A 20,095-nucleotide genomic window follows, 5' to 3' on the forward strand; every position below is an offset into this window, starting at 1 on the left:
TCTCCACCCCGTTATAGGTGACCTTCGACCCCGGATCCATCACCAACCCAGCCCGCGACGCCACCATCGTCAACTTCATCTTCGGCGTGAAGCCGCCCCGGAACTGGATGTACACCAACACCACAAGCACCACGACGATCAGGAGCACGGCATAGGTGATCAATCGGTACGGCGGGGTGCGGGCCGAATTGATCTGCATGGGGCTGGAAGTCGTGGCCATGGCGACTACACCGTAAGTCGAACCGACCGGGACCCACAATTCGGGCGACGAGGCCGCGGCTACCGGCCGGTGCGTTCGCGGTGTTTGCAGCCAGGCCAACAGCAGGGCCGGCGCTTGCCTTCCTCCAGCTCCTCCTGCGTGCGGCGGATGCGGCGCTCTCGCGTCGTCTGTTGTTTGGCGTCTTGCACCCAACAAATGAATTCGTTGCGCGCCAAAGGCGTGATGTCCTTCCACGCAGCAAGCGCCGTAGAATTGGCGATCAACGCCTCGCGCAAGTCGACGGGCAGCTCGTGGACGACACCGCCGGGCACTCGCTCGTTGCTCACGGGGATAGGGTAGGGCGAGCACGAGACGGGAGGTAGCAATGAGCGATCACGAAGCGAAGATGATCGTGTTGTCGACCGACGACCTGGATGAATCGATACGGTTCTACACCGAGACCCTCGGGTTGCCGCTGAAATTTCGCGACGGGGCCCATTTTGCCGCCCTCGACGGCGGGCCGGTCACCATCGCGCTGGCGACCGCGGTCGACCATCCCATACCCGGCCACGTCGTGGTCGGTATCAAGACCGCCGACGTCGACGCCGCGGCGAAGGCCGTCGAGGCGAGCGGCGGTGCCATCGTGCGAGGCCCCTACAACGACGCACACGAACGCCGCGCCGTGGTCTACGACAACAAGGGCAACGGCTTGGTCTTCTACAGTCCGCTGCCGCGCTGAAAGGCGCGCGGCCGCACGGACATTGGAACTCGCGCGACGGACGCGCCGCGGCTACGAAGCCACAAACCCGCTTGGTGGGCGAAGGGGGACTTGAACCCCCACGTCCCGAAGGACACTGGCACCTGAAGCCAGCGCGTCTGCCATTCCGCCACTCGCCCGGACGAACAACCGATGGACCATACCACTCTAATGGCCCTGCGCCCCAATCGCCCCGGAGGGTCTCCGCGACCGTTCCGGCACCGGGACCCGGGCCCACCGGAGGCCTCTGACCTGCATCGATGCGATTCTCAGAGTTCCTGAGGTGCCGCGGGGTCACGCTCTGCCGATAACATGCTGGGGTGAGACGATACGGGGGCCGTTCGTTTGCCTCGGACCCGCGATACACCACGACAGCTGCGGGCGAGCGTTGAGAGATGGGTAGCCAAAAGGGCCTCGTTCAGCGCATCGAGCGCAAGCTCGAGGCGACCGTCGACAACGCGTTCGCCCGGGTCTTCGGCGGATCCATCGTCCCCCAAGAGGTTGAAGCTTTATTGCGCCGGGAAGCCGAGGACGGTGTTCGCGCGCTGCCGGGAAACCGGCTTTTGGCCCCCAACGAATACATCATTACCCTCGGTGTGCACGACTTTGAGAAGGTAGGCGCCGATCGCGATGTCACATCGAGCGCCTTCGCGAGGTACTTGGCCGACTACATCTACGAACAGGGGTGGCAAACGTATGGTGATGTCGTCATCCGGTTCGAGCAGTCGTCGAGCCTGCACACCGGCCAGTACCGCGCCCGCGGTGCTGTCAACCCCGACGTCGAGCCCCGCCCGACGCTCAACCATCCGCTCCGGCCACAATCAAATCATGCGTTCGGCGCAGAACGAGGAGTAGCAGCAATGACTGACAATTCGAGCTACCGCGGGGGTCAGGGGCAGGGTCGGCCCGGCGACGAGTACTACGACGACCGCTACGGCCGCCCGCAAGACGAGCCGCGTGGCGCCGAACCGCAGGGCGGACCGGCGCCCCAGGGCGGCTATCCGCCCGAGCAAGGCGGCTACCCACCGCCGGGTGGCTACCCACCTCCTCGCCACCCCGAGCAGGGCGGCTACCAGGGCCAGGGCGGCTACCCCGACCAGGGCGGCTACCAGGGCCAGCGCGGCGGCTACCCCGACCAGGGCGGCTACCAGGGCCAGCGCGGCGGCTACCCCGACCAGGGCGGCTATCAGGATCAGCGCGGTTACCAACCGCAGGGCTACCAGGAGCCCGGACGCGGCTACCCCGAGCCGGGGCAGGGTGGCTACCCGCCGCCGTCCTACGAGCAGCGCCCGCCGGCTGCCCCCGGCGGCTACGGCGCAGAGGGCTACGACCAGGGATACCGCCCGGGCGGCGGCTACGGCGCCCCCGCGGGTGGTCCGCCGCCCGCCGGCGGCCAGCCCGGCTACGGCGGTTACGGCGACTACGGTCGCGGGCCGGCTCGGCCCGACGAGGGCGGTTACGCCCCGCCGGCCCCGCCCGAGCAACCGCGACCGGGCTACCCCGAGCAGGGCGGCTACGAGCCGGGTTACCAGCAGGGCGGCGGATACGGCCAGCAGGACTACAGCGCCGGCGACTATACCCAATACGCCGAGAGCGTTCCGGGCGGCGGGTATGGCCCCCAGGGCGGTGGCTACGCCGAGACCGCCCACCGTGACTACGACTACGGCCAGCAAGCCGACTACGGCCAGCAAGCCGAGTATGGTCAGCCGGCCGACTACGGCCAGCCGGTGGGCGGCGGCTACGGCGGTTACGGGCAGGGCGGCTACGGGGCCGCCGGCACGTCGGTGACCCTGCAGCTCGACGACGGGAGCGGCCGCACCTACCAACTGCGCGAGGGCTCCAACATCATCGGCCGGGGACAGGACGCTCAGTTCCGGCTGCCCGACACCGGCGTGTCGCGCCGCCACCTGGAGATCCGCTGGGATGGACAAGTCGCGCTGCTCTCCGACCTCAACTCCACTAACGGCACCACCGTCAACAACGCACCGGTCCAGGAGTGGCAGCTGGCCGACGGCGACGTGATCCGGTTGGGCCACTCGGAGATCATCGTTCGCATTCACTGAACGCCCCGAGCTCAAAAGCTGCCGTGGCTGCGCCCCGCGTCGACCACCGTCAAAGTATCGTGACGTTGCTGATGTGCTCGGAGTCACGGGTGCGACGGGTGCGGCGCCAGGACGGAAAGGACGCCAGATGCAGGGACTAGTACTGCAACTGACGCGTGCCGGATTTCTGATGTTGTTATGGGTCTTCATTTGGTCCGTCTTGCGAATATTGCGGACCGACATCTACGCACCCACCGGCGCCGTCATGGTCCGTCGCGGCCTGGCCCTGCGGGGCTCGCTGTTGCCCGCACGCCAGCGCCGCCACGCCGCGCGCTATCTGGTGGTGACCGAGGGCGCGCTGACGGGCGCCCGCATCACGCTCAGCGGGCAGCCGGTGTTGATCGGGCGCGCCGACGACTCGACGCTGGTGCTCACCGACGACTACGCCTCGACACGGCACGCCCGGCTGTCTCAGCGCGGCTCGGAATGGTATGTCGAGGATCTAGGATCGACCAACGGCACTTACCTTGACAGGGCGAAGGTGACGACTGCGGTACGGGTCCCCATAGGAACGCCGATTCGGATCGGCAAGACGGCAATCGAGCTGCGCCCGTGACGCGCGCCGACGACGAAGGGGCCGGCCCGGCCCCTCGGGCCGGGATCGAGGAGCGGCGCTCGTGACCCTGGTCCTGCGATATGCCGCCCGCAGCGATCGCGGCCTGGTACGCGCCAACAACGAAGACTCCGTCTACGCCGGCGCACGGCTGTTGGCGCTGGCCGACGGCATGGGGGGTCACGCCGCCGGCGAGGTGGCGTCCCAGCTGGTGATCGCCGCGCTGGCCCACCTCGACGACGACGAGCCGGGCGGCGACCTGCTCGCCAAGCTCGACGCGGCGGTGCGCGCCGGCAACTCCGCCATCGCAGCGCAGGTCGAGATGGAGCCCGACCTCGAGGGGATGGGCACCACACTGACGGCAATCCTGTTCGACGGCAACAGGATTGGGCTGGTCCACATCGGCGACTCGCGCGGCTATCTGTTGCGCGACGGCGAGCTGACCCAGATCACCAAGGACGACACGTTCGTGCAAACCTTGGTCGACGAAGGGCGGATCACCCGCGAAGAGGCGCACAGCCATCCGCAGCGTTCGCTGATCATGCGGGCGCTGACCGGCCACGAGGTGGAACCCACCCTTACGATGCGGGAGGCTCGCGCCGGCGACCGCTACCTGCTGTGCTCCGACGGGCTGTCCGACCCGGTCAGCGACGAGACGATCCTCGAGGCCCTGCAGATCCCCGACGTGTCCGAGGCTGCCTATCGCCTCATCGAGTTGGCGCTGCGCGGCGGGGGGCCGGACAACGTCACCGTCGTGGTCGCCGACGTCGTCGATTACGACTACGGCCAGACCCAGCCGATCCTCGCCGGCGCCGTCTCCGGCGACGATGACCAGCTGACGCTGCCCAACACCTCGGCTGGGCGCGCTTCCGCCATCAGGCCCCGCGACGACGCCGCCAAACGCGTTGCGCCGCAAGAGGAAACGCAGCGGCGGTCGCGGTGGTCACGCCGGCGAATGGCGATCGTTGTCACCCTCGTCGTGCTGCTGGTGCTGGCCGGCCTGGGCATCGGGCGGGCCATCATCCGCAGCAATTACTACGTCGCCGAATACAACGGCATGGTGTCGATCCTGCGGGGAATCCAGGGGTCGTTGCTGGGCATGTCGCTGCACGAGCCCTATCTGATCGGCTGCCTGAACGCCCGCAACGACCTTTCGCTGATCAGCTTCAACCAGATCCACGGTCACCTCGACTGCCGCCTGATCCAACTGCAGGATCTGCGGGCACCCGAACGGGCTCAGGTTCAGGCCGGCCTTCCGGCCGGCACCCTGGATGACGCCATCGGTCAACTGCGGCGACTCTCGGCCAACTCCCTGTTGCCGCCGTGTCCGCCGCCGCGTGCCACCTCCCCGCCCAGCCCCCAGGCCCCGTCGACCGCCGGCGGGACAACGGAACCCAACGTCACAGCGCCCCCTACCTCGTCCAGCGGCATCCCGCCGGCCACCAGTTCGACCAGCACCCCCGCAAGCACCACTCCCGCAGCGCCCGCGACCACGTCGCCCACCACCACTCAAACGGTGACTGCGCTCCCGCCACCCCCACCGCAGCCGGGCATCGACTGCCGGGCGGTTGCATGACGACCCAGCTGCAGCCGCCCGTCGCGGTGACGCCTCCGCTGCCCACCAGGCGCAACGCCGAACTGCTGTTGCTGTGCTTTGCCGCGCTCATCACCGTCGCCGCGTTGCTCATCGTCGAAGCGAACCAGCAGCGCGGCCTGCGCTGGAACCTGCTGAGCTACGGACTGATATTCCTGATGGTGTTCGGCGCCGCGCACCTCGCCGTCAGGCGCTTCGCCCCCTACACCGACCCGCTCCTGCTGCCAATCGTGGCTCTGCTCAACGGACTTGGCTTGGTGATGATCCATCGCCTCGACCTCGTCAACAACGAGCTCAGCGGTCGTCGCCATCCCAGCGCAACGCAGCAGCTGCTGTGGACCGTGGTCGGGGTGACCGCCTTCGCGCTGGTGGTCACGTATCTGAAAGACCACCGCCAGCTGGCGCGCTTCGGCTACATCTGCGGGGTGGCGGGCCTGATCTTCTTGGCGATCCCAGCCCTGCTGCCCGCCTCACTGTCGGAACAGAACGGCGCCAAAATTTGGATTCGCCTGCCCGGCTTCTCCATTCAGCCCGCCGAGTTCTCCAAAATCTTGTTGCTGATCTTCTTTTCGGCGGTGCTGATCGCCAAGCGCGGCCTGTTCACCAGCGTGGGCAAGCATTTCATGGGCATGACCCTGCCCCGACCGCGTGACCTCGCGCCGCTGCTGGCGGCCTGGGTGATCTCGATCGGCGTGATGATCTTCGAAAAAGACCTGGGCACTTCGCTTTTGCTCTACACGTCGTTTTTGGTGGTCGTCTACCTCGCGACCCAGCGCTTCAGCTGGGTCCTCATCGGCCTGGCGCTGTTCGCGGTGGGGAGCGTTGCCGCGTACTTCCTTTTCGACCACGTCCGGCTTCGGGTGCAGATGTGGTGGGACCCGTTCGCCGACCCCGACGGCGGCGGATACCAACTGGTGCAGGCGATGTTCAGCTTTGCCACCGGCGGCATCTTCGGCACCGGTCTGGGCAACGGCCAGCCCGACACCGTGCCCGCGGCCTCCACCGATTTCATCATCGCCGCGTTCGGCGAAGAGCTCGGATTGGTCGGTCTGGCAAGCATTCTGATGCTTTACACGATCGTCATCGTCCGGGGCCTGCGCACCGCGATCGCCACCCGCGAAAGCTTCGGCAAGCTGCTGGCCGCGGGCCTGGCGTCGACCCTGGCGATCCAGCTGTTCATCGTCGTCGGCGGCGTGACCCGGCTGATCCCGCTGACGGGGTTGACCACACCGTGGATGTCCTACGGCGGCTCGTCGCTGCTGGCGAACTACGTGCTGCTCGCCATCCTGGCGCGTATTTCGCACAGCGCCCGGCGACCCCTGCGCACCCGGCCGCGGAAAACGTCGCCGATTGCGGCGGCCAGCACCGAGGTAATCGAGCGGGTATGAACGCCTCTCTCCGCCGGATCTCGGTGACCGTGATGGCGTTGATGGTGCTGCTCCTGCTCAACGCCACGATGACCCAGGTCTTCGCCGCCGACGGGCTGCGCGCCGACCCGCGCAACCAGCGGGTGCTGCTCGACGAGTATTCGCGCCAGCGCGGCCAGATCGTCGCGGGCGGCCAGCTGCTGGCCTACTCGGTGGCCACCGACAGCCGCTTTCGATTCCTGCGGGTCTATCCGAGCCCCGCGGTGTATGCGCCGGTGACCGGGTTCTACTCGCTGCGCTACTCGAGCTCGGGGCTGGAGCGCGCCGAAGACCCCCTGTTGAACGGGTCCGACGAGCGGCTGTTCGGGCGCCGGCTGGCCGATTTCTTCACCGGCCGCGATCCGCGCGGCGGCAACGTCGACACCACGATCGTCCCGCGGATCCAGCGGGCCGGGTGGGACGCCATGCAGCAGGGCTGCGGCGGGCCCTGCAAAGGCGCCGTGGTGGCCCTGGAGCCGTCCACCGGCAAGATCCTGGCCATGGTGTCGTCGCCGTCCTACGATCCCAACCTGCTGGCGTCGCACGACCCCGAGGTGCAGGCGCAGGCCTGGCAGCGGCTGCGCGACGACCCGGACAGCCCGTTGACCAATCGGGCTATCTCCGAGACCTACCCACCGGGTTCGACGTTCAAGGTGGTCACCACCGCGGCGGCGTTGCAGGCCGGCGCGACCGAGACCGAGCAGCTCACCGCGGCGGCCGCCATTCCGCTGCCCAACAGCACCGCCGTGCTGCAGAACTACGGTGACACGCCGTGCGGCAACGAGCCGACGGTGTCGCTGAAGGAGGCGTTCGCCAAGTCCTGCAACACCGCCTTCGTCGAACTGGGCATCCGCACCGGGGCCGACGCGCTGCGCACCACGGCGCACTCGTTCGGGCTGGACAGCACACCCAGCGTGATTCCGCTGCAGGTCGCCGAATCGACCGTCGGGATCATCCCGGACGCCGCGGCGCTGGGGATGTCGAGCATCGGTCAAAAGGACGTGGCGCTGACGCCGCTGGAAAACGCCGAGATCGCCGCGACCATCGCCAACGCCGGGGTGACGATGCAGCCCTACCTGATCGACAGCCTCAAGGGACCGGACCTGTCCAACATCAGCAGCACCGTGCCCTACCAACAGCGCCGCGCGGTGTCCCCGCAGGTCGCCGCTAAGCTAACAGAGCTGATGGTCAGCGCCGAGAAGGTCGCGCAGCAGAAAGGGGCCATTCCCGGCGTGCAGATCGCATCCAAGACCGGTACAGCAGAGCATGGCACCGACCCGCGCAACACTCCGCCGCACGCGTGGTACATCGCGTTCGCGCCCGCGCAGGCGCCGAGGGTTGCCGTGGCCGTGCTGGTGGAGAACGGCGGCGACCGGCTGTCCGCGACCGGCGGCGCGTTGGCCGCGCCGATCGGGCGGGCCGTGATCGAGGCCGCGCTACAGGGAGGACCATGAGCCCGCGAGTTGGTGTGACGCTGTCTGGCAGGTACCGCCTGCAGCGCCTGATCGCCACCGGTGGCATGGGTCAAGTGTGGGAGGCGGTGGACAGCCGGCTGGGCCGACGGGTCGCGGTCAAGGTGCTCAAGCAGGAGTTCTCCCAGGACCCCGAGTTCATCGAACGGTTCCGCGCCGAGGCGCGCACCACCGCGATGCTGAACCATCCTGGAATCGCCCAAGTGCACGACTATGGCGAAAGCCAGCTGGACGGGGAGGGGCGCACGGCGTACCTGGTGATGGAGCTGGTCAACGGCGAGCCGCTGAACTCGGTGCTCAAGCGTACCGGCCGGCTGTCTTTGCGCCACGCGCTGGACATGCTCGAGCAGACCGGCCGGGCGCTTCAGGTCGCGCACGCCGCCGGTCTGGTGCACCGCGACGTCAAACCGGGAAACATCTTGATCACGCCCACCGGCCAGGTGAAGATCACCGACTTCGGCATCGCCAAGGCCGTCGACGCCGCGCCGGTGACCCAGACCGGAATGGTGATGGGCACCGCCCAATACATCGCCCCGGAGCAGGCCCTTGGCCACGACGCCACCCCCGCCAGCGACGTCTACTCGCTGGGAGTCGTTGGCTACGAGGTGGTTTCGGGCAAGCGGCCGTTCACCGGCGACGGCGCGTTGACGGTGGCGATGAAGCACATCAAGGAGCCCCCGCCGCCGCTGCCCGCCGAGCTGCCGCCCAACGTGCGCGAGCTCATCGAGATCACGCTGGTCAAGAACCCGCAGATGCGCTACCGCAGCGGCGGGCCGTTCGCCGACGCCGTCGCCGCCGTGCGAGCCGGCCGCCGGCCCCCGCGACCCAGCCAGTCACCCCCGCCCGGGCGGGCCTCGCCGGCGGCCATCCCGTCCAGCCCGCAGGCCAGGGCGGCCGTGCCCGGCCGCACTCCCGCCCGCCGATCCGGGCCGCACACGGGTGGTCGGCGGCCGCCCCCGGCCCGGCGCACTTTCTCGTCGGGCCAGCGGGCGCTGTTGTGGGCCGCCGGGGTGCTCGGGGCGCTGGCGATCATCATCGCGGTGCTCATCGTCATCAACTCCCGCGCCGACACCGAACAGCCGCCGCCCCCGACGGTCACCGACACCGGGACGCCGCCGACCGCTACGAGCAAGACACCGACCGGAGCGGCTCCGCGGTTGCGGCTGGATTGGACGGATGGCGCGCCGATAGGTAATTCTGGACTTCACAGCGGGCCGCCCGAACCACGCTGGGTGGGTCCTTTGACGCCCGGCCCGTCGCCGGCCCCACACGAGATACCGCAATGACCACCCCGCAGCACCTGTCCGACCGCTATGAGCTCGGCGAAATCCTCGGTTTCGGGGGCATGTCCGAGGTTCATCTGGCCCGCGACGTCCGATTGCACCGTGACGTCGCGGTCAAGGTGCTGCGCGCCGACCTGGCCCGCGACCCCAGCTTTTACCTCCGCTTCCGCCGCGAGGCGCAAAACGCCGCCGCGCTGAACCACCCGTCGATCGTCGCGGTCTACGACACCGGTGAGGCCGAAACGCCCACGGGGCCGTTGCCCTACATCGTCATGGAGTACGTCGACGGCGTGACCCTGCGCGACATCGTGCACAACGACGGCCCGCTCCCGGCCCGGCGCGCGATCGAGATCATCGCCGACGCCTGCCAGGCGCTGAACTTCAGCCACCAGAACGGCATCATCCACCGCGACGTCAAGCCGGCCAACATCATGATCTCCCACACCAACGCGGTCAAGGTGATGGACTTCGGCATCGCACGCGCGATCGCCGACAGCGGCAACAGCGTCACCCAGACCGCGGCGGTGATCGGGACCGCCCAGTACCTGTCGCCCGAGCAGGCGCGCGGCGACCCGGTCGATGCCCGCTCGGACGTGTACTCGCTCGGCTGCGTGCTGTACGAAATCCTAACGGGCGAGCCACCTTTCACCGGTGACTCACCGGTAGCGGTGGCCTACCAGCACGTGCGCGAGGACCCGATCCCGCCGTCGAAACGGCACGAGGGCATCTCCGCCGACCTCGACGCCGTCGTCCTCAAGGCGCTGGCGAAGAATCCGGACAACCGGTACCAGACCGCGGCCGAGATGCGCGCCGACCTGGTCCGGGTGCACAACGGTGAGACGCCCGAGGCGCCCAAGGTGCTCACTGACGCCGAGCGCAGCTCGTTTCTGGCGTCGGCGGCGTCGAACCTGGGGGGCCCGCGCACCGATCCGTTGCCGCGTCAACGCCTGGAGACCGCCGAAGAAGACCGCGCCGGCGGTTCCATCGGTCGGTGGGTGGTCGCGGTCGCCGTGCTCGCGGTGCTGACCATCGTGGTCGTCATCGCGTTCAACACGTTCGGCGGCAGCACCCGCGACGTCCAGGTGCCCGACGTGCGCGGCCAGGTCTCCGCCGATGCCATTGCGGCGCTGCAGAATCGGGGATTCAAGACGCGCACCCTGCAGAAGCCGGACTCGACGGTGCCGCCCGACCACGTGATCAGCACCGACCCGGGTGCCAACGCGTCGGTGAGCGCCGGCGACGAGATCACCATCAACGTCTCCACCGGACCCGAGCAGCGCGAGGTGCCCGACGTCTCGTCGCTGAGCTACAGCGACGCGGTCAGCAAGCTCAAGGCCGCCGGGTTCGGCAAGTTCAAGCAGGCGAATTCGCCGTCGAGCCCGGAGCTGCTGGGCAAGGTGATCGGGACCAACCCGCCGGCCAACCAGACGTCGGCGATCACCAACGTGATCACCGTCATCGTCGGCTCCGGTCCCGAGACCAAGCAGATCCCCGACGTGGCGGGCCAGACCGTCGACACCGCGCAAAAGAACCTGACCGTCTACGGTTTCAGCAAGTTCAGCCAGGCTCAGGTGGACAGCACCCGCCCGGCGGGCGAGGTGATCGGCACCAATCCGGCCAAGGGCCAGACGGTTCCGGTGGACTCGGTCATCGAGCTTCAGGTGTCGAAGGGCAATCAGTTCGTGATGCCCGACCTGTCCGGGATGTTCTGGACGGACGCCGAGCCGCGGCTACGCGCGCTGGGCTGGACCGGGTTTTTGGACAAGGGCCCCGACGTCGACGCCGGCAGCTCCCAGTCGCACCGGGTGGTGTATCAGAGCCCGCCGGCGGGGACCGGTTGCAACCGGGACGGCGTGATCACGCTGAAGTTCGGTCAGTAGCCGCCGCGCCGGCCTCGGAAGCCGGCAAATACGGCCGCACCGCCGCGCGGACCTCGTTTTCCAGCCTGCGTACCAGCGTGTCGTTGCGTGTCCAGCCGCAGCAGGCAAGCCAGTTGGCCAGCATCCGGTGGCCGCCCTCGGTCAGGATCGACTCCGGATGGAACTGCACACCGTGAATCGGCAGCTCGGTGTGCCGCACGCCCATGATCACGCCGCTGCGGGTCCGCGCGGTGACCTCCAGCGTCGCCGGCAACGATTCCGGCAGGATCGTCAGCGAGTGGTAGCGGGTCGCGGTGAACGGATCCGGAAGCCCTTGTAAGACACCGGCATTGGTGTGGAAGACGCTGCTGGTCTTGCCGTGCAGCAATTCGGGCGCGCGGTCCACGGTGGCGCCGAATGCGACGCCGATCGCCTGGTGTCCCAGGCAGACCCCCAGCAGCGGGGTGCGCTCGTCGGCGCAGCCTCGCACCATGCCGATCGAGGCGCCCGCGCGTTCCGGCGTGCCCGGCCCGGGGCTGAGCAGGACACCGTCGAATCGCGCGGCGACGGCGCGCTCGTCGGAGAGCCGGGCGTCGTCGTTGCGCCACACCTCGGCCTCGACACCGAGCTGGCCGAGGTACTGCACCAGGTTGAACACGAAGCTGTCGTAGTTGTCGACAACCAGGATCCGCATCGTGCCAGGGTACCGTCCGGCCGTCGGCGGGGATGCCGCTCAGTACCCCAGCGGGCCGGCCGGCTGCGCGTAATGCGTCCGCACGGGTTCGGAATGGCCGACGATCTGCACGTCCGGCTTGACCTCTTCGCGGTAGCCGAGGCCGAACCGGACCACGTACTGCTTGTAGAGGATCACCAGCGGGGCGGCGGCCAGAGCGGCCTGCATGGCCGCGGCGTTGCCGATCGCGCTGATCGTGTAGGGCGGGCTGTAGGTGCGCCCGTTGAGCAGCAGCGTATTGCCGACGCAGCGGGGCACGGACGTCGCGATGATCCGCTGGTCTTGCATCTGGATCGCCTCGGCGCCCGCGCTCCACATGGCGTTGATGACGGCCTGGATGTCCTGCTGGTGCACCACCAGGTCGTCGGGGGAGGCATCGCGTGGGAAGCGCCCGTTAGCGTCGCGCTGCGCGTCCTGCAGGGTCACCACCAAACCCGGCCCGTGGACGGGATCCAGGCCCGCCTCCGCGGCCAGCTCGGCGGACCGGCGCACCATGGCCGCCAGCGCCGTGTTCGCCGAGCGGCCGTGGGTCGAATCGATCTTTTGGACCAGCGCGTCGCGTTCGGCGCTGAGGCGATTCACCGAAGATTGCGCCTCGCGGACCAGATCCACCAGGCGCGGCGCGTCGCTGCGGCGGATCTCCGCACCGCCGGACACCCCGTGCGTCGCCGCCAGCAGCAACCCCGCCAACAGGCACACCAGGGGCACGCCGAAGCGCCAGGGGGAGCGGCGCTTGTCCAACATCGAGTCTCCGTTTTCCTGGTCACCGGGCCAGGTGAGTTAGTCTCGTAGCCGAGTTATTCGTGCAGCTGCAACCGTTATCGTCGCACCCCGCCGCGCACAACGCGTTGCCGAGTCGATCAAGAGCTATCACCCGAGGAAATCATGCCCAAGTCCAAGGTCCGCAAGAAGAACGACTTCGCCGTCAGCGCGGTGAGCCGCACGCCGGTCAAGGTGAAGGTCGGACCGTCCAGCGTGTGGTTCGTGTGCCTGTTCGTCGGGCTCATGCTGATCGGGCTCGTCTGGCTGATGGTCTTTCAATTGGCGGCCGTCGGAAGCCAGGCCCCGGCGGCGCTGAATTGGATGGCCCAACTCGGGCCGTGGAACTACGCGATCGCGTTCGCTTTCATGATCACCGGTTTGTTGCTCACGATGCGCTGGCACTGATCGACACCAGAGCCGTAATGAATTCATCTTGCGCTCGATTTTTAACTGGTTCAGCAACGTCCCGCACGCCCAATCACACGCGTGTGATTTATCCCCACTGTTGATAGCGCTTGTGGATAACTGCATCGGCAATGGTAGGGGGGCCTAGGAACCGCATGCAGCAAACGCAATGGGAGCCGCGCGCGACAGGAATCGCTGGTTGCGGGGCCGCGGGCGTTTTGATGGCTATCGCCTGTGTGACCCTAGTCACAGACGCGCCGGGCCGCATCCTCACCGGCATTGCCGCGGCGGGTCTGATCTTGTTTGCGGGGCTGACGTGGCGCGCGCGCCCCAAGCTGGCAATCACCCCGGACGGCCTGGTGCTGCGGGGCTGGTTTAGAACGCAGGTATTGCAACGGTCCGACATCAAGGTCATCCGCATCACCGAGTTTCGCCGACACGGCCGCACCGTCCGGTTGCTTGAGGTCGAAACGGTCGACGGCGGCCTGCGGCTCTTCTCCCGTTGGGACCTCGGAACGAACCCGTTGGAGGTGCTCGACGCGCTCACCGACGCCGGCTACGCGGGGCGCAACCGGGCGTGACCGCGGGCGTCTAGGAGATCGTGATCGACTCGATCACGACCGGGTCGGTGGGCCGGTCGTTGCTGTCGGTGGCCGTCGTCGCGATCGCGTCGACCACCTTTTGCGAGTCGGGATCGGAGACCTCGCCGAAGATGGTGTGGCGCCGGTTCAGGTGCGGGGTCTGGGCCACCGTGATGAAAAACTGCGAGCCGTTGGTGCCGGGACCCGCGTTCGCCATCGCCAGCAGGTAGGGCCGGTCGAATTGCAGCTCGGGGTGGAACTCGTCGGCAAACTTGTAACCGGGGCCGCCGCGACCGGTGCCGGTCGGATCGCCGCCCTGGATCATGAAGCCCTTGATCACCCGGTGAAAGACCGCGCCGTCGTAGAACGGGCCGGAGGGACCACCCGACGCGTTTTGGGTCGAGTACTCCTTGGTGCCCTGCGCCAAACCGACGAAGTTGGCGACGGTCTTCGGCGCGTGGTTTCCGAACAGGGCAACCTTGATGTCTCCGCGGTTCGTGTGCAGCGTTGCGGTAGCGGTCTGAAAGGGGTTAGTCACGGCAGCCAAGTCTGCCATCACGCGCGGACCCGGCCGCAGCGGGTGTCGTTCGCCGGTGGGACGGCGCCGTCACCCCGGTGCCCCCGATAGTCCCTTCGGCGTCGGTTTGGTGGCAGGCTGAAGGGCACCGAACGGGCGGCACAGAAAGGCGGCAGATGAGCGCGAAGACGGACAACCGACTGACCCCGCGGGCGCGACTGACCCGGGGCCTGGCCAACACGGTGTGGGGACCGGTGGACGTCACGCGAGGAGCGCTCGGCCTTGGGGTCCAGTCCGCGCAGGCGACCGCTTCGGAGCTTCGCCGGCGTTACCGCGAGGGCCGGCTGGCCCGGGAACTGGCCGCCGCGCAGGAGACCCTCGCTCAGGAGCTGGCCGCCGCGCAGGAGGTGGTCACCAACCTGCCGCAGGCGCTGCAGGACGCGCGCCGCAAGCAGCGCCGCTCCAGGCGCCCGCTCGTCATCGCGGGCGCCGCCGTGCTGGTGCTCGGCGGCGGCGCCATCGCGTTCAGCGTCGTCCGCCGTTCGATGCGTTCCGATCGCGAGGAGTCGTCGCCGCGGCCCCCCAGCGTCGAGGTGCAGCCGCGGCCGTAACGGGCGCTGCGGATCGGAGGATCATCGGACCGCCAACCGCAGAAACTTTCGGCGCCGTACCGGGGTGCTCGGCAGTCATTCCGTCGCCCCGTGATTGCAACGGTTTAAGTCGGGTCCGTGGAGCCTAGGGGAATCGTTATCTGCAGCTGATCGACCGATGAGTTCGACGTCCGCGACGGGCCTGACAATCTGCGAGCGCGGCCGTCACGTTCGGGTTATCTATAGGAATTCTTTGACGGGTGACAAAGCATGCGTCGAATCTCACATGGTGACCGGTACGCTCGCTCCGGTGAGCGATCTGCTTCCTAACCTCGATGCGCTGCTAAAGCAGCTATCCGGCGATGCCGCCGGACAGCGCGACGCCCGCGCGCTCGCTGAGGCCGTCGCTCAGGCCGGGAGCGAAGAGGACGTCGACACAGCGCTCGACGCCGTTATTGCCAAATGGCGGCAGTCGTCGTGACCACTGTGAACCGTCCGCGGTTGATGTCGTTGGAAATCCGCGGCTTCCGAGCGTTCGGTAATGAAGCGCGCGTCCTGCAACTCGACGCGCCGCTGGTTGTGGTGCACGCCGGGAACAGCCAGGGTAAGACCAGTCTCGCGGAGGGGATCGAGTTCCTACTCAGCGGCCGCAGCAGCCGCCGGGATCTGCTCGGCGGCGCCAAGGCCGAGTACAACGACAGCCTGCGCAACGCGCACTTACCGCCGACAGATACCGATGTCTACGTCGAAGCGGTGCTGCGCGGCCACGACGGCGTCACCCACCAAATCCGCCGTGAACTGCTGTGCGACTTCGGACAAGGCACCGAATGCGAGAGCCGTCTGCTGCTCGACGGCGTCGAGGTCACCGATCTCGAGCAGGTCGGCCTGACCCTAGCTGATCCGCCGGTGCGCGCGCCCGTGCTTCTGCAACACACCTTGCGCCACGTGCTGTCCACCGAGCCCAAGCAACGCGTCGGCTATTTCAAAGCCTTGTTGTCGTTAACCGACCTCGATCAATTTCGTGAGCGGGTCAGAGCAGCGCGTGGACGCGTCGAGTCCGAGCAGCCAGGCGCCGCGCTGAAGCTGGTGGAGGCGCTTTCTGCTACGCCCGCCACCTCGGCCGGCGCGGCGATCACTGCACTCACGAAGAAGCCCCTCGGTGTAGACGCCGTCCGCACGGCGGTCGACGAGGCGTTGCTCGAGGCCGGCGCGGCGATCCTCACCGACCGCGACGGCGACGGCGCAACCCCTACCTTTGACACGGTCGACGACCTCCACACCGCAATCACCGCCGCCCTGAACGCCCAACGCGAACAAGCATTCCCGCTCTCGGCGTTCACAACCGGGACACCACCCGCTGGCACTGCGACCACTCCCGACCTCGTCGCCTACAGCCGGGCCCTGGCCGAATCCGACCAGCACGCGGCTCGACTCACACCCGTGCTCGAAGCCGTGCTCGGCGTCGATGAGTACGCCACGCTCGAGCATCCGACGCAGTGCCCCGTCTGCGGCACCGACGACGCACTGACGCCCGAACGGGTCGCCCTGCTGCGCGACCATGTGCGCCGCACCGAGGCCCTCGGTGACGCGGCTAGAGCCGTCGCCCGCACCTTGAACGACGCGCGCCACAGCCTCGACCAGTTCGCAACTGCCGCAGCCCAAACCGTGCCCCCTGCCGCCAATTGGACCGACGATCAACTGGTTCTGGCCACCGACGCTCTCCGTGACCTCCGCGTCGAGACCATCCTTGTCACCAACGCGAGAGCTCAAGCCAGCCGTGTCGCAGCGACCGCCAGCAGCCTCACTGCGGCGATCACCCTCGCGCGCGGCGGCGTCGAACAGGCCGGCGACGCTGTCGCCAGCCGCCAGGCCGTGCCGAGCGGACTGGACGCTTACTATCGCGAGATCAACACCGCTGCCCTGAACCTCATAGCAACCGCCGAGGAGTACAGCCGCCACGCTGGGGCACTGCGGATCGCAGTCGAGGCGGCGACGCGGGACCGCATCACTATTAGTGGACTCAGCGAGCTCGCCGAATTGCTCTCACGGCGCGCCGACTTGGTCACCGACGTTGTCGCAGAGGCGGTGCGACAGCGCACGATCAAACGTCTCAACGCTGCCGAGAAGGCGTTGCGCGAAGCCGCTGGAACGGTGTTAGACGCGCGCTTCGCCCAGATGAGCGACACGATCACCAAGTGGTGGGGCACCATCCGACCTGAGGAACTTGTCGGATTCGGCGGCATCAAACGTCGTGCCGGCGGCGCGCTGTTCGTTAACCTCATCGCCGCACTACGCGCCGATCCCGTCAGCGAGCCCGTCGAGCGGGAAGCCCTCGGCGTCTACAGCGACTCACAGCTCAACGCTTTGGGCCTGTCGATCTTTCTGGCCCGCACAGAACTGTTGGGCGCGCCGGTCGTCGTGCTCGACGACCCCATACCCGGCAGCGATGCCGACCATCGCCTCACCTTCGTTCAAAACACTCTGGGCCAGCTGCTCAACGCGGACACCCAGGTCATCATGACCACGTTCGACAGCAAGCTTGCCGAGTGGGCCCAGACCAACCATGGCGGAAGCGACTACATCGCGTACAACCTGGATCTGATCGACATCATCGCGGGTACTGAACCGACACAGACTTCGGACGTCTTCGGACAGCTGATGCTCGAGGCCGAAGAGAGCCTGTATGCGCCTACGGCGAAGGGCCGACGAGCCGCATGTAACACAATGCGGTCGGCCGCTGAGCGGCTCGCCAAGCAAATCGTGGCCACAGGCCTCACCGATTCCGGGACGCCGACCACAATCGATGACGTCGAGGCGAAAGCATCCACGCTCGGCGACCTGTTTCCGCTGGTGTTCCCGTTTGTCATCGATGGCAACGCGGAGAAGGGCCAATGGAAGACCTTCCCCAAGGTGCTCAATCCGGGCAGCCACGACGACGACGTCCCTTCCACCACCGACCTTAAAGTGGTGCGCGGCAACCTCCTTAAGATCTCGAAGGATCACCATAGACACTGGCCCGGCGGCCTCGTGCGGTAAGTCAGCCCGCCGACACCGCTCCCGCCAAGGTGTCGGTGGTCGGTTTTACGTTTCAGTCATGACCGAGTTATCTGCAGGCGCGCGTCGAGCGACGCTCACGGCGCGTGTGCGGCCCGTGACGGTACACGGGTCGCGGTCGTGGACACTCGTTGATGAGCGAGGGCTACCGCTCGTCGAAGTAGAGCAGTTTCTCAACTGGTTGCGCGCAGTCGATCGGTCCAGCAATACGGTCCGCTCCTACGCACTGCACTTGGCGCTGCTTTATAGGTGGCTGCGCGCACGCGGAATCGGTTGGGAGTGCGTGACTTTCGACAACCTCTGCGACTTCGTCGGCGCGCTGTCGGCCGGTCTTCCACCGCTGCCCGTGCGGGGTGGAGGATCCCGTTCCACAGGGACCGTCAAGGCAGTAAACGCCGCGGTGCGCGAATTCTACGAGTTCCATCGCATTGAGGGACGCGGACCGAAGGAGTTGGTACTCACACGTAACCCGGCTCGTGCGCCACGGTCGTCGCGTAGCTTCTTGGCACACGTAGAGAAGAAGCGCCCACAAAAGCAGCCGCGGCTGGCACGCCGGGGTAAACCCTCGGCAGAGACGGTGTCGGTTATCGATTTCGAGACGGATTTCGCCAAGCTTCAAGACCTCGCCACGTCGGCTCGGGATCGGTTGTTACTGTCGGCCCTTTACGACGTTGGCCTTCGCGTCGGTCAGGCGCTGGGGCTGCGCCACGCGGACCTCGACCCGATGCGGCGCCTCGTGTGGGTGCGGCGTCGCACCGACAACGCGAATGGCGTCCTGTCCAAGCAGCGCAGTGATTTCTCGGTGGACGCGCCGCAGCGGTTTTTCGACCTCTACGCGCACTATCTGTTAGGCGAACTGCGTGAGCTCGACACCGATTACGTGTTCGTCAACCTCTCGCGCCAACCCGTTGGAAAGCCGTTGTCGTACAGCAACGCCCACCAGTTGGTGGCTCGCCTCGGTTCTGCTGCCGGCATCGACGACTTGCATCCGCACGTTCTGCGGCATACCCACGCTACTGCGCTTGCACGCGCGGGCTGGACAGCGCCGGAGATCGCCGCGCGGCTGGGCCAATCACACGCCAGCAGTGCCGACGTCTACATTCATTTGGCAGCCGATCACCTCGGGGACCGGCTGCGCGCCACCGAACACCTGGTCTGGCGTCCCGCAGAGAATGCGTCTCGCTGATGGTGGCGGGCCAGCACGACAGGTTCGACAGATGGGACAACGTCGAACTCGACCGGATCGCTCGGCTCCCGATCGAACCGGGCCCCTGGTGCAATGAGCAGTGGCTCATCCGGGACGCCGCCGGTGACAACCGGCGAGGATCGCGTGGCGTGTGCGCGTGCCCGAACTGCGGCCGCGACGTGTACTGGCTTGGCGGCAACCCCGACGAGGGAGGTGATGGTGTCGGGCTGTGCTACGGACACTACTTCCGGTGGTGGCGCGATGGACGCGCTCCGATACGGAAATGGCTGGCCCGCGAGGGTCAGCGTCCTCTCGGCAGAACACGTGGCCGCCCCACACCCGGGCCCATCAATTTCACGGAACTGCCTGCCAGCGTCGCGCATGAGATCCGGTTCGTCGTCGGCCGAAAGATCAGCCGGGGCGACTGGACACCGAACCGCAGCCTGCGCAAGTTCCTCAAGACATTAATCCACGCGGCCAAAGGCCGCGTGGACGACTCGCTCCTCGAGCGTGAGCCCGATCAATGGCTGCTCCTCATCAGGCAGTTTTGGCCACCCGTCAGCAGCTTCGACAAGGTCTGCGCCCCCTATGTACGAAGCTTCTTCCGGCTGCTCGAAGGCGCCACCGACCCCGATCCGTGGGCTGACGACCGCTGGGCCTGGCGTGACAGTTTCGAGTTCGCGCTGCAGTCCGATGACGCGGCAAGCCCGGACACGCGCGCGCCGTTGGATTGGTCCGGCATCGCGGTGCCTTGGCTGCGCGAAGTCTTGCAGGACTTTGCGAAGCAGCAATTGGTCACCTCGGCCACAGCGTGGAACACCGTCGGCACGTGGATTCGCGCCGCGCGTGTGTTCAGCGAGTACCTTGTCGCAAACGGAGTGTCCGCACCGCAGTCCGTCGACCGGCCGCTATTTCTCGAGTACCTCGCGTGGGTCCGCAGCTCTCGTGGCGGAAGCGCGCTTGGTTCGGTGAACACCATGGCCTACCTGCTGGAAACGATGCGCGACACCGGTTTTGCGCCCGAGCTCGGGTCAGCGGTGTT

18 protein-coding genes, 1 tRNA gene and 2 pseudogenes are annotated in these 20,095 nt (G+C 67.4%); 15 read left to right on the forward strand and 6 right to left on the reverse strand.

What is annotated here, in order from left to right; translation table 11 throughout:
• A pseudogene (locus tag AWC19_RS26150) lies at positions 1 to 199 on the reverse strand (MCE-family protein MCE1A); the annotation flags it as partial.
• 80 nt (positions 200 to 279) lie between these two features.
• A complete protein-coding gene (locus AWC19_RS26155; protein WP_085080997.1) occupies positions 280 to 546 on the reverse strand; it encodes a YdeI/OmpD-associated family protein in 267 nt (88 codons plus the stop codon).
• A gap of 38 nt (positions 547 to 584) precedes the next feature.
• Here AWC19_RS26155 and AWC19_RS26160 point away from each other — a divergent pair, with 38 nt between their 5' ends.
• Entirely contained in the window at positions 585 to 938 is a 354-nt protein-coding gene (locus AWC19_RS26160) for a VOC family protein (protein WP_085080998.1), read from the forward strand.
• A gap of 72 nt (positions 939 to 1,010) precedes the next feature.
• Here AWC19_RS26160 and AWC19_RS26165 read toward each other — a convergent pair.
• A tRNA-Leu gene (locus AWC19_RS26165) sits at positions 1,011 to 1,096 on the reverse strand.
• A 255-nt stretch (positions 1,097 to 1,351) separates the two neighbouring features.
• Between AWC19_RS26165 and AWC19_RS26170 the strand changes: the two genes are divergently transcribed.
• The 7 genes from AWC19_RS26170 to pknB all read left to right on the forward strand — a co-directional run bounded on the left by AWC19_RS26170 (position 1,352) and on the right by pknB (position 11,246).
• Positions 1,352 to 3,019, forward strand: coding sequence for an FHA domain-containing protein (locus tag AWC19_RS26170; protein WP_085080999.1), 1,668 nt, complete (start codon positions 1,352 to 1,354; stop codon positions 3,017 to 3,019).
• A 127-nt stretch (positions 3,020 to 3,146) separates the two neighbouring features.
• On the forward strand, positions 3,147 to 3,614 hold the full coding sequence (locus AWC19_RS26175) for an FHA domain-containing protein FhaB/FipA (protein ID WP_085081000.1): 468 nt from the start codon (positions 3,147 to 3,149) through the stop codon (positions 3,612 to 3,614).
• 61 nt (positions 3,615 to 3,675) lie between these two features.
• Complete coding sequence (locus AWC19_RS26180) at positions 3,676 to 5,187, forward strand: PP2C family protein-serine/threonine phosphatase (RefSeq protein WP_085081001.1); 1,512 nt, start codon at positions 3,676 to 3,678, stop codon at positions 5,185 to 5,187.
• Positions 5,184 to 6,593 carry an FtsW/RodA/SpoVE family cell cycle protein gene (locus AWC19_RS26185; protein WP_085081002.1) on the forward strand — a complete coding sequence of 470 codons (1,410 nt, stop codon included), beginning with the start codon at positions 5,184 to 5,186 and terminating at the stop codon, positions 6,591 to 6,593. The genes AWC19_RS26180 and AWC19_RS26185 overlap by 4 nt, the downstream gene beginning before the upstream one ends.
• On the forward strand, positions 6,590 to 8,065 hold the full coding sequence (pbpA, locus tag AWC19_RS26190; RefSeq protein WP_085081003.1) for a D,D-transpeptidase PbpA: 1,476 nt from the start codon (positions 6,590 to 6,592) through the stop codon (positions 8,063 to 8,065). The genes AWC19_RS26185 and pbpA overlap by 4 nt, the downstream gene beginning before the upstream one ends.
• A complete protein-coding gene (locus tag AWC19_RS26195) occupies positions 8,062 to 9,369 on the forward strand; it encodes a serine/threonine-protein kinase (RefSeq protein WP_245849349.1) in 1,308 nt (435 codons plus the stop codon). The genes pbpA and AWC19_RS26195 overlap by 4 nt, the downstream gene beginning before the upstream one ends.
• Positions 9,366 to 11,246 carry a Stk1 family PASTA domain-containing Ser/Thr kinase gene (gene pknB, locus AWC19_RS26200; protein ID WP_085081005.1) on the forward strand — a complete coding sequence of 627 codons (1,881 nt, stop codon included), beginning with the start codon at positions 9,366 to 9,368 and terminating at the stop codon, positions 11,244 to 11,246. The genes AWC19_RS26195 and pknB overlap by 4 nt, the downstream gene beginning before the upstream one ends.
• Here the strand turns inward: pknB and AWC19_RS26205 are convergent.
• Together AWC19_RS26205 and AWC19_RS26210 are read right to left on the reverse strand one after the other, a co-directional pair.
• Positions 11,224 to 11,919: an aminodeoxychorismate/anthranilate synthase component II gene (locus tag AWC19_RS26205; protein ID WP_085081006.1), complete on the reverse strand. Its 696-nt coding sequence runs from the start codon at positions 11,917 to 11,919 to the stop codon at positions 11,224 to 11,226. The two genes, pknB and AWC19_RS26205, sit on opposite strands and share 23 nt — an antisense overlap.
• A gap of 39 nt (positions 11,920 to 11,958) precedes the next feature.
• Positions 11,959 to 12,702 carry a DUF881 domain-containing protein gene (locus AWC19_RS26210; protein WP_085081007.1) on the reverse strand — a complete coding sequence of 248 codons (744 nt, stop codon included), beginning with the start codon at positions 12,700 to 12,702 and terminating at the stop codon, positions 11,959 to 11,961.
• A 141-nt stretch (positions 12,703 to 12,843) separates the two neighbouring features.
• Here AWC19_RS26210 and crgA point away from each other — a divergent pair, with 141 nt between their 5' ends.
• Both crgA and AWC19_RS26220 read left to right on the forward strand, forming a co-directional pair.
• Positions 12,844 to 13,125, forward strand: coding sequence for a cell division protein CrgA (gene crgA / locus AWC19_RS26215; RefSeq protein WP_085081008.1), 282 nt, complete (start codon positions 12,844 to 12,846; stop codon positions 13,123 to 13,125).
• A gap of 155 nt (positions 13,126 to 13,280) precedes the next feature.
• Entirely contained in the window at positions 13,281 to 13,706 is a 426-nt protein-coding gene (locus tag AWC19_RS26220; protein WP_085081009.1) for a PH domain-containing protein, read from the forward strand.
• Between the two features lie 10 nt (positions 13,707 to 13,716).
• Here the strand turns inward: AWC19_RS26220 and AWC19_RS26225 are convergent, their stop codons facing one another.
• Positions 13,717 to 14,262, reverse strand: coding sequence for a peptidylprolyl isomerase (locus tag AWC19_RS26225; RefSeq protein ID WP_085081010.1), 546 nt, complete (start codon positions 14,260 to 14,262; stop codon positions 13,717 to 13,719).
• Positions 14,263 to 14,399: 137 nt separating this feature from the next.
• Between AWC19_RS26225 and cwsA the strand changes: the two genes are divergently transcribed.
• The 5 genes and pseudogenes from cwsA to AWC19_RS26250 all read left to right on the forward strand — a co-directional run.
• A complete protein-coding gene (gene cwsA, locus AWC19_RS26230) occupies positions 14,400 to 14,834 on the forward strand; it encodes a cell wall synthesis protein CwsA (protein WP_085081011.1) in 435 nt (144 codons plus the stop codon).
• Between the two features lie 289 nt (positions 14,835 to 15,123).
• Positions 15,124 to 15,294, forward strand: a complete 171-nt coding sequence (locus AWC19_RS29760) for a hypothetical protein (protein WP_155722938.1) — start codon at positions 15,124 to 15,126, stop codon at positions 15,292 to 15,294.
• A complete protein-coding gene (locus AWC19_RS26240) occupies positions 15,291 to 17,849 on the forward strand; it encodes an AAA family ATPase (protein WP_211285006.1) in 2,559 nt (852 codons plus the stop codon). The genes AWC19_RS29760 and AWC19_RS26240 overlap by 4 nt, the downstream gene beginning before the upstream one ends.
• A 58-nt stretch (positions 17,850 to 17,907) precedes the next feature.
• The gene (locus AWC19_RS26245; protein ID WP_085081013.1) at positions 17,908 to 19,053 is read left to right on the forward strand and encodes a tyrosine-type recombinase/integrase; all 1,146 of its coding nucleotides are present in this window, start codon (positions 17,908 to 17,910) and stop codon (positions 19,051 to 19,053) included.
• Positions 19,053 to 20,095 (forward strand): annotated as a pseudogene (locus AWC19_RS26250) (hypothetical protein); the annotation flags it as partial. The gene AWC19_RS26245 and the pseudogene AWC19_RS26250, both read left to right, overlap by 1 nt.

The organism is Mycobacterium palustre (assembly GCF_002101785.1).
Lineage (GTDB): Bacteria > Actinomycetota > Actinomycetes > Mycobacteriales > Mycobacteriaceae > Mycobacterium > Mycobacterium palustre.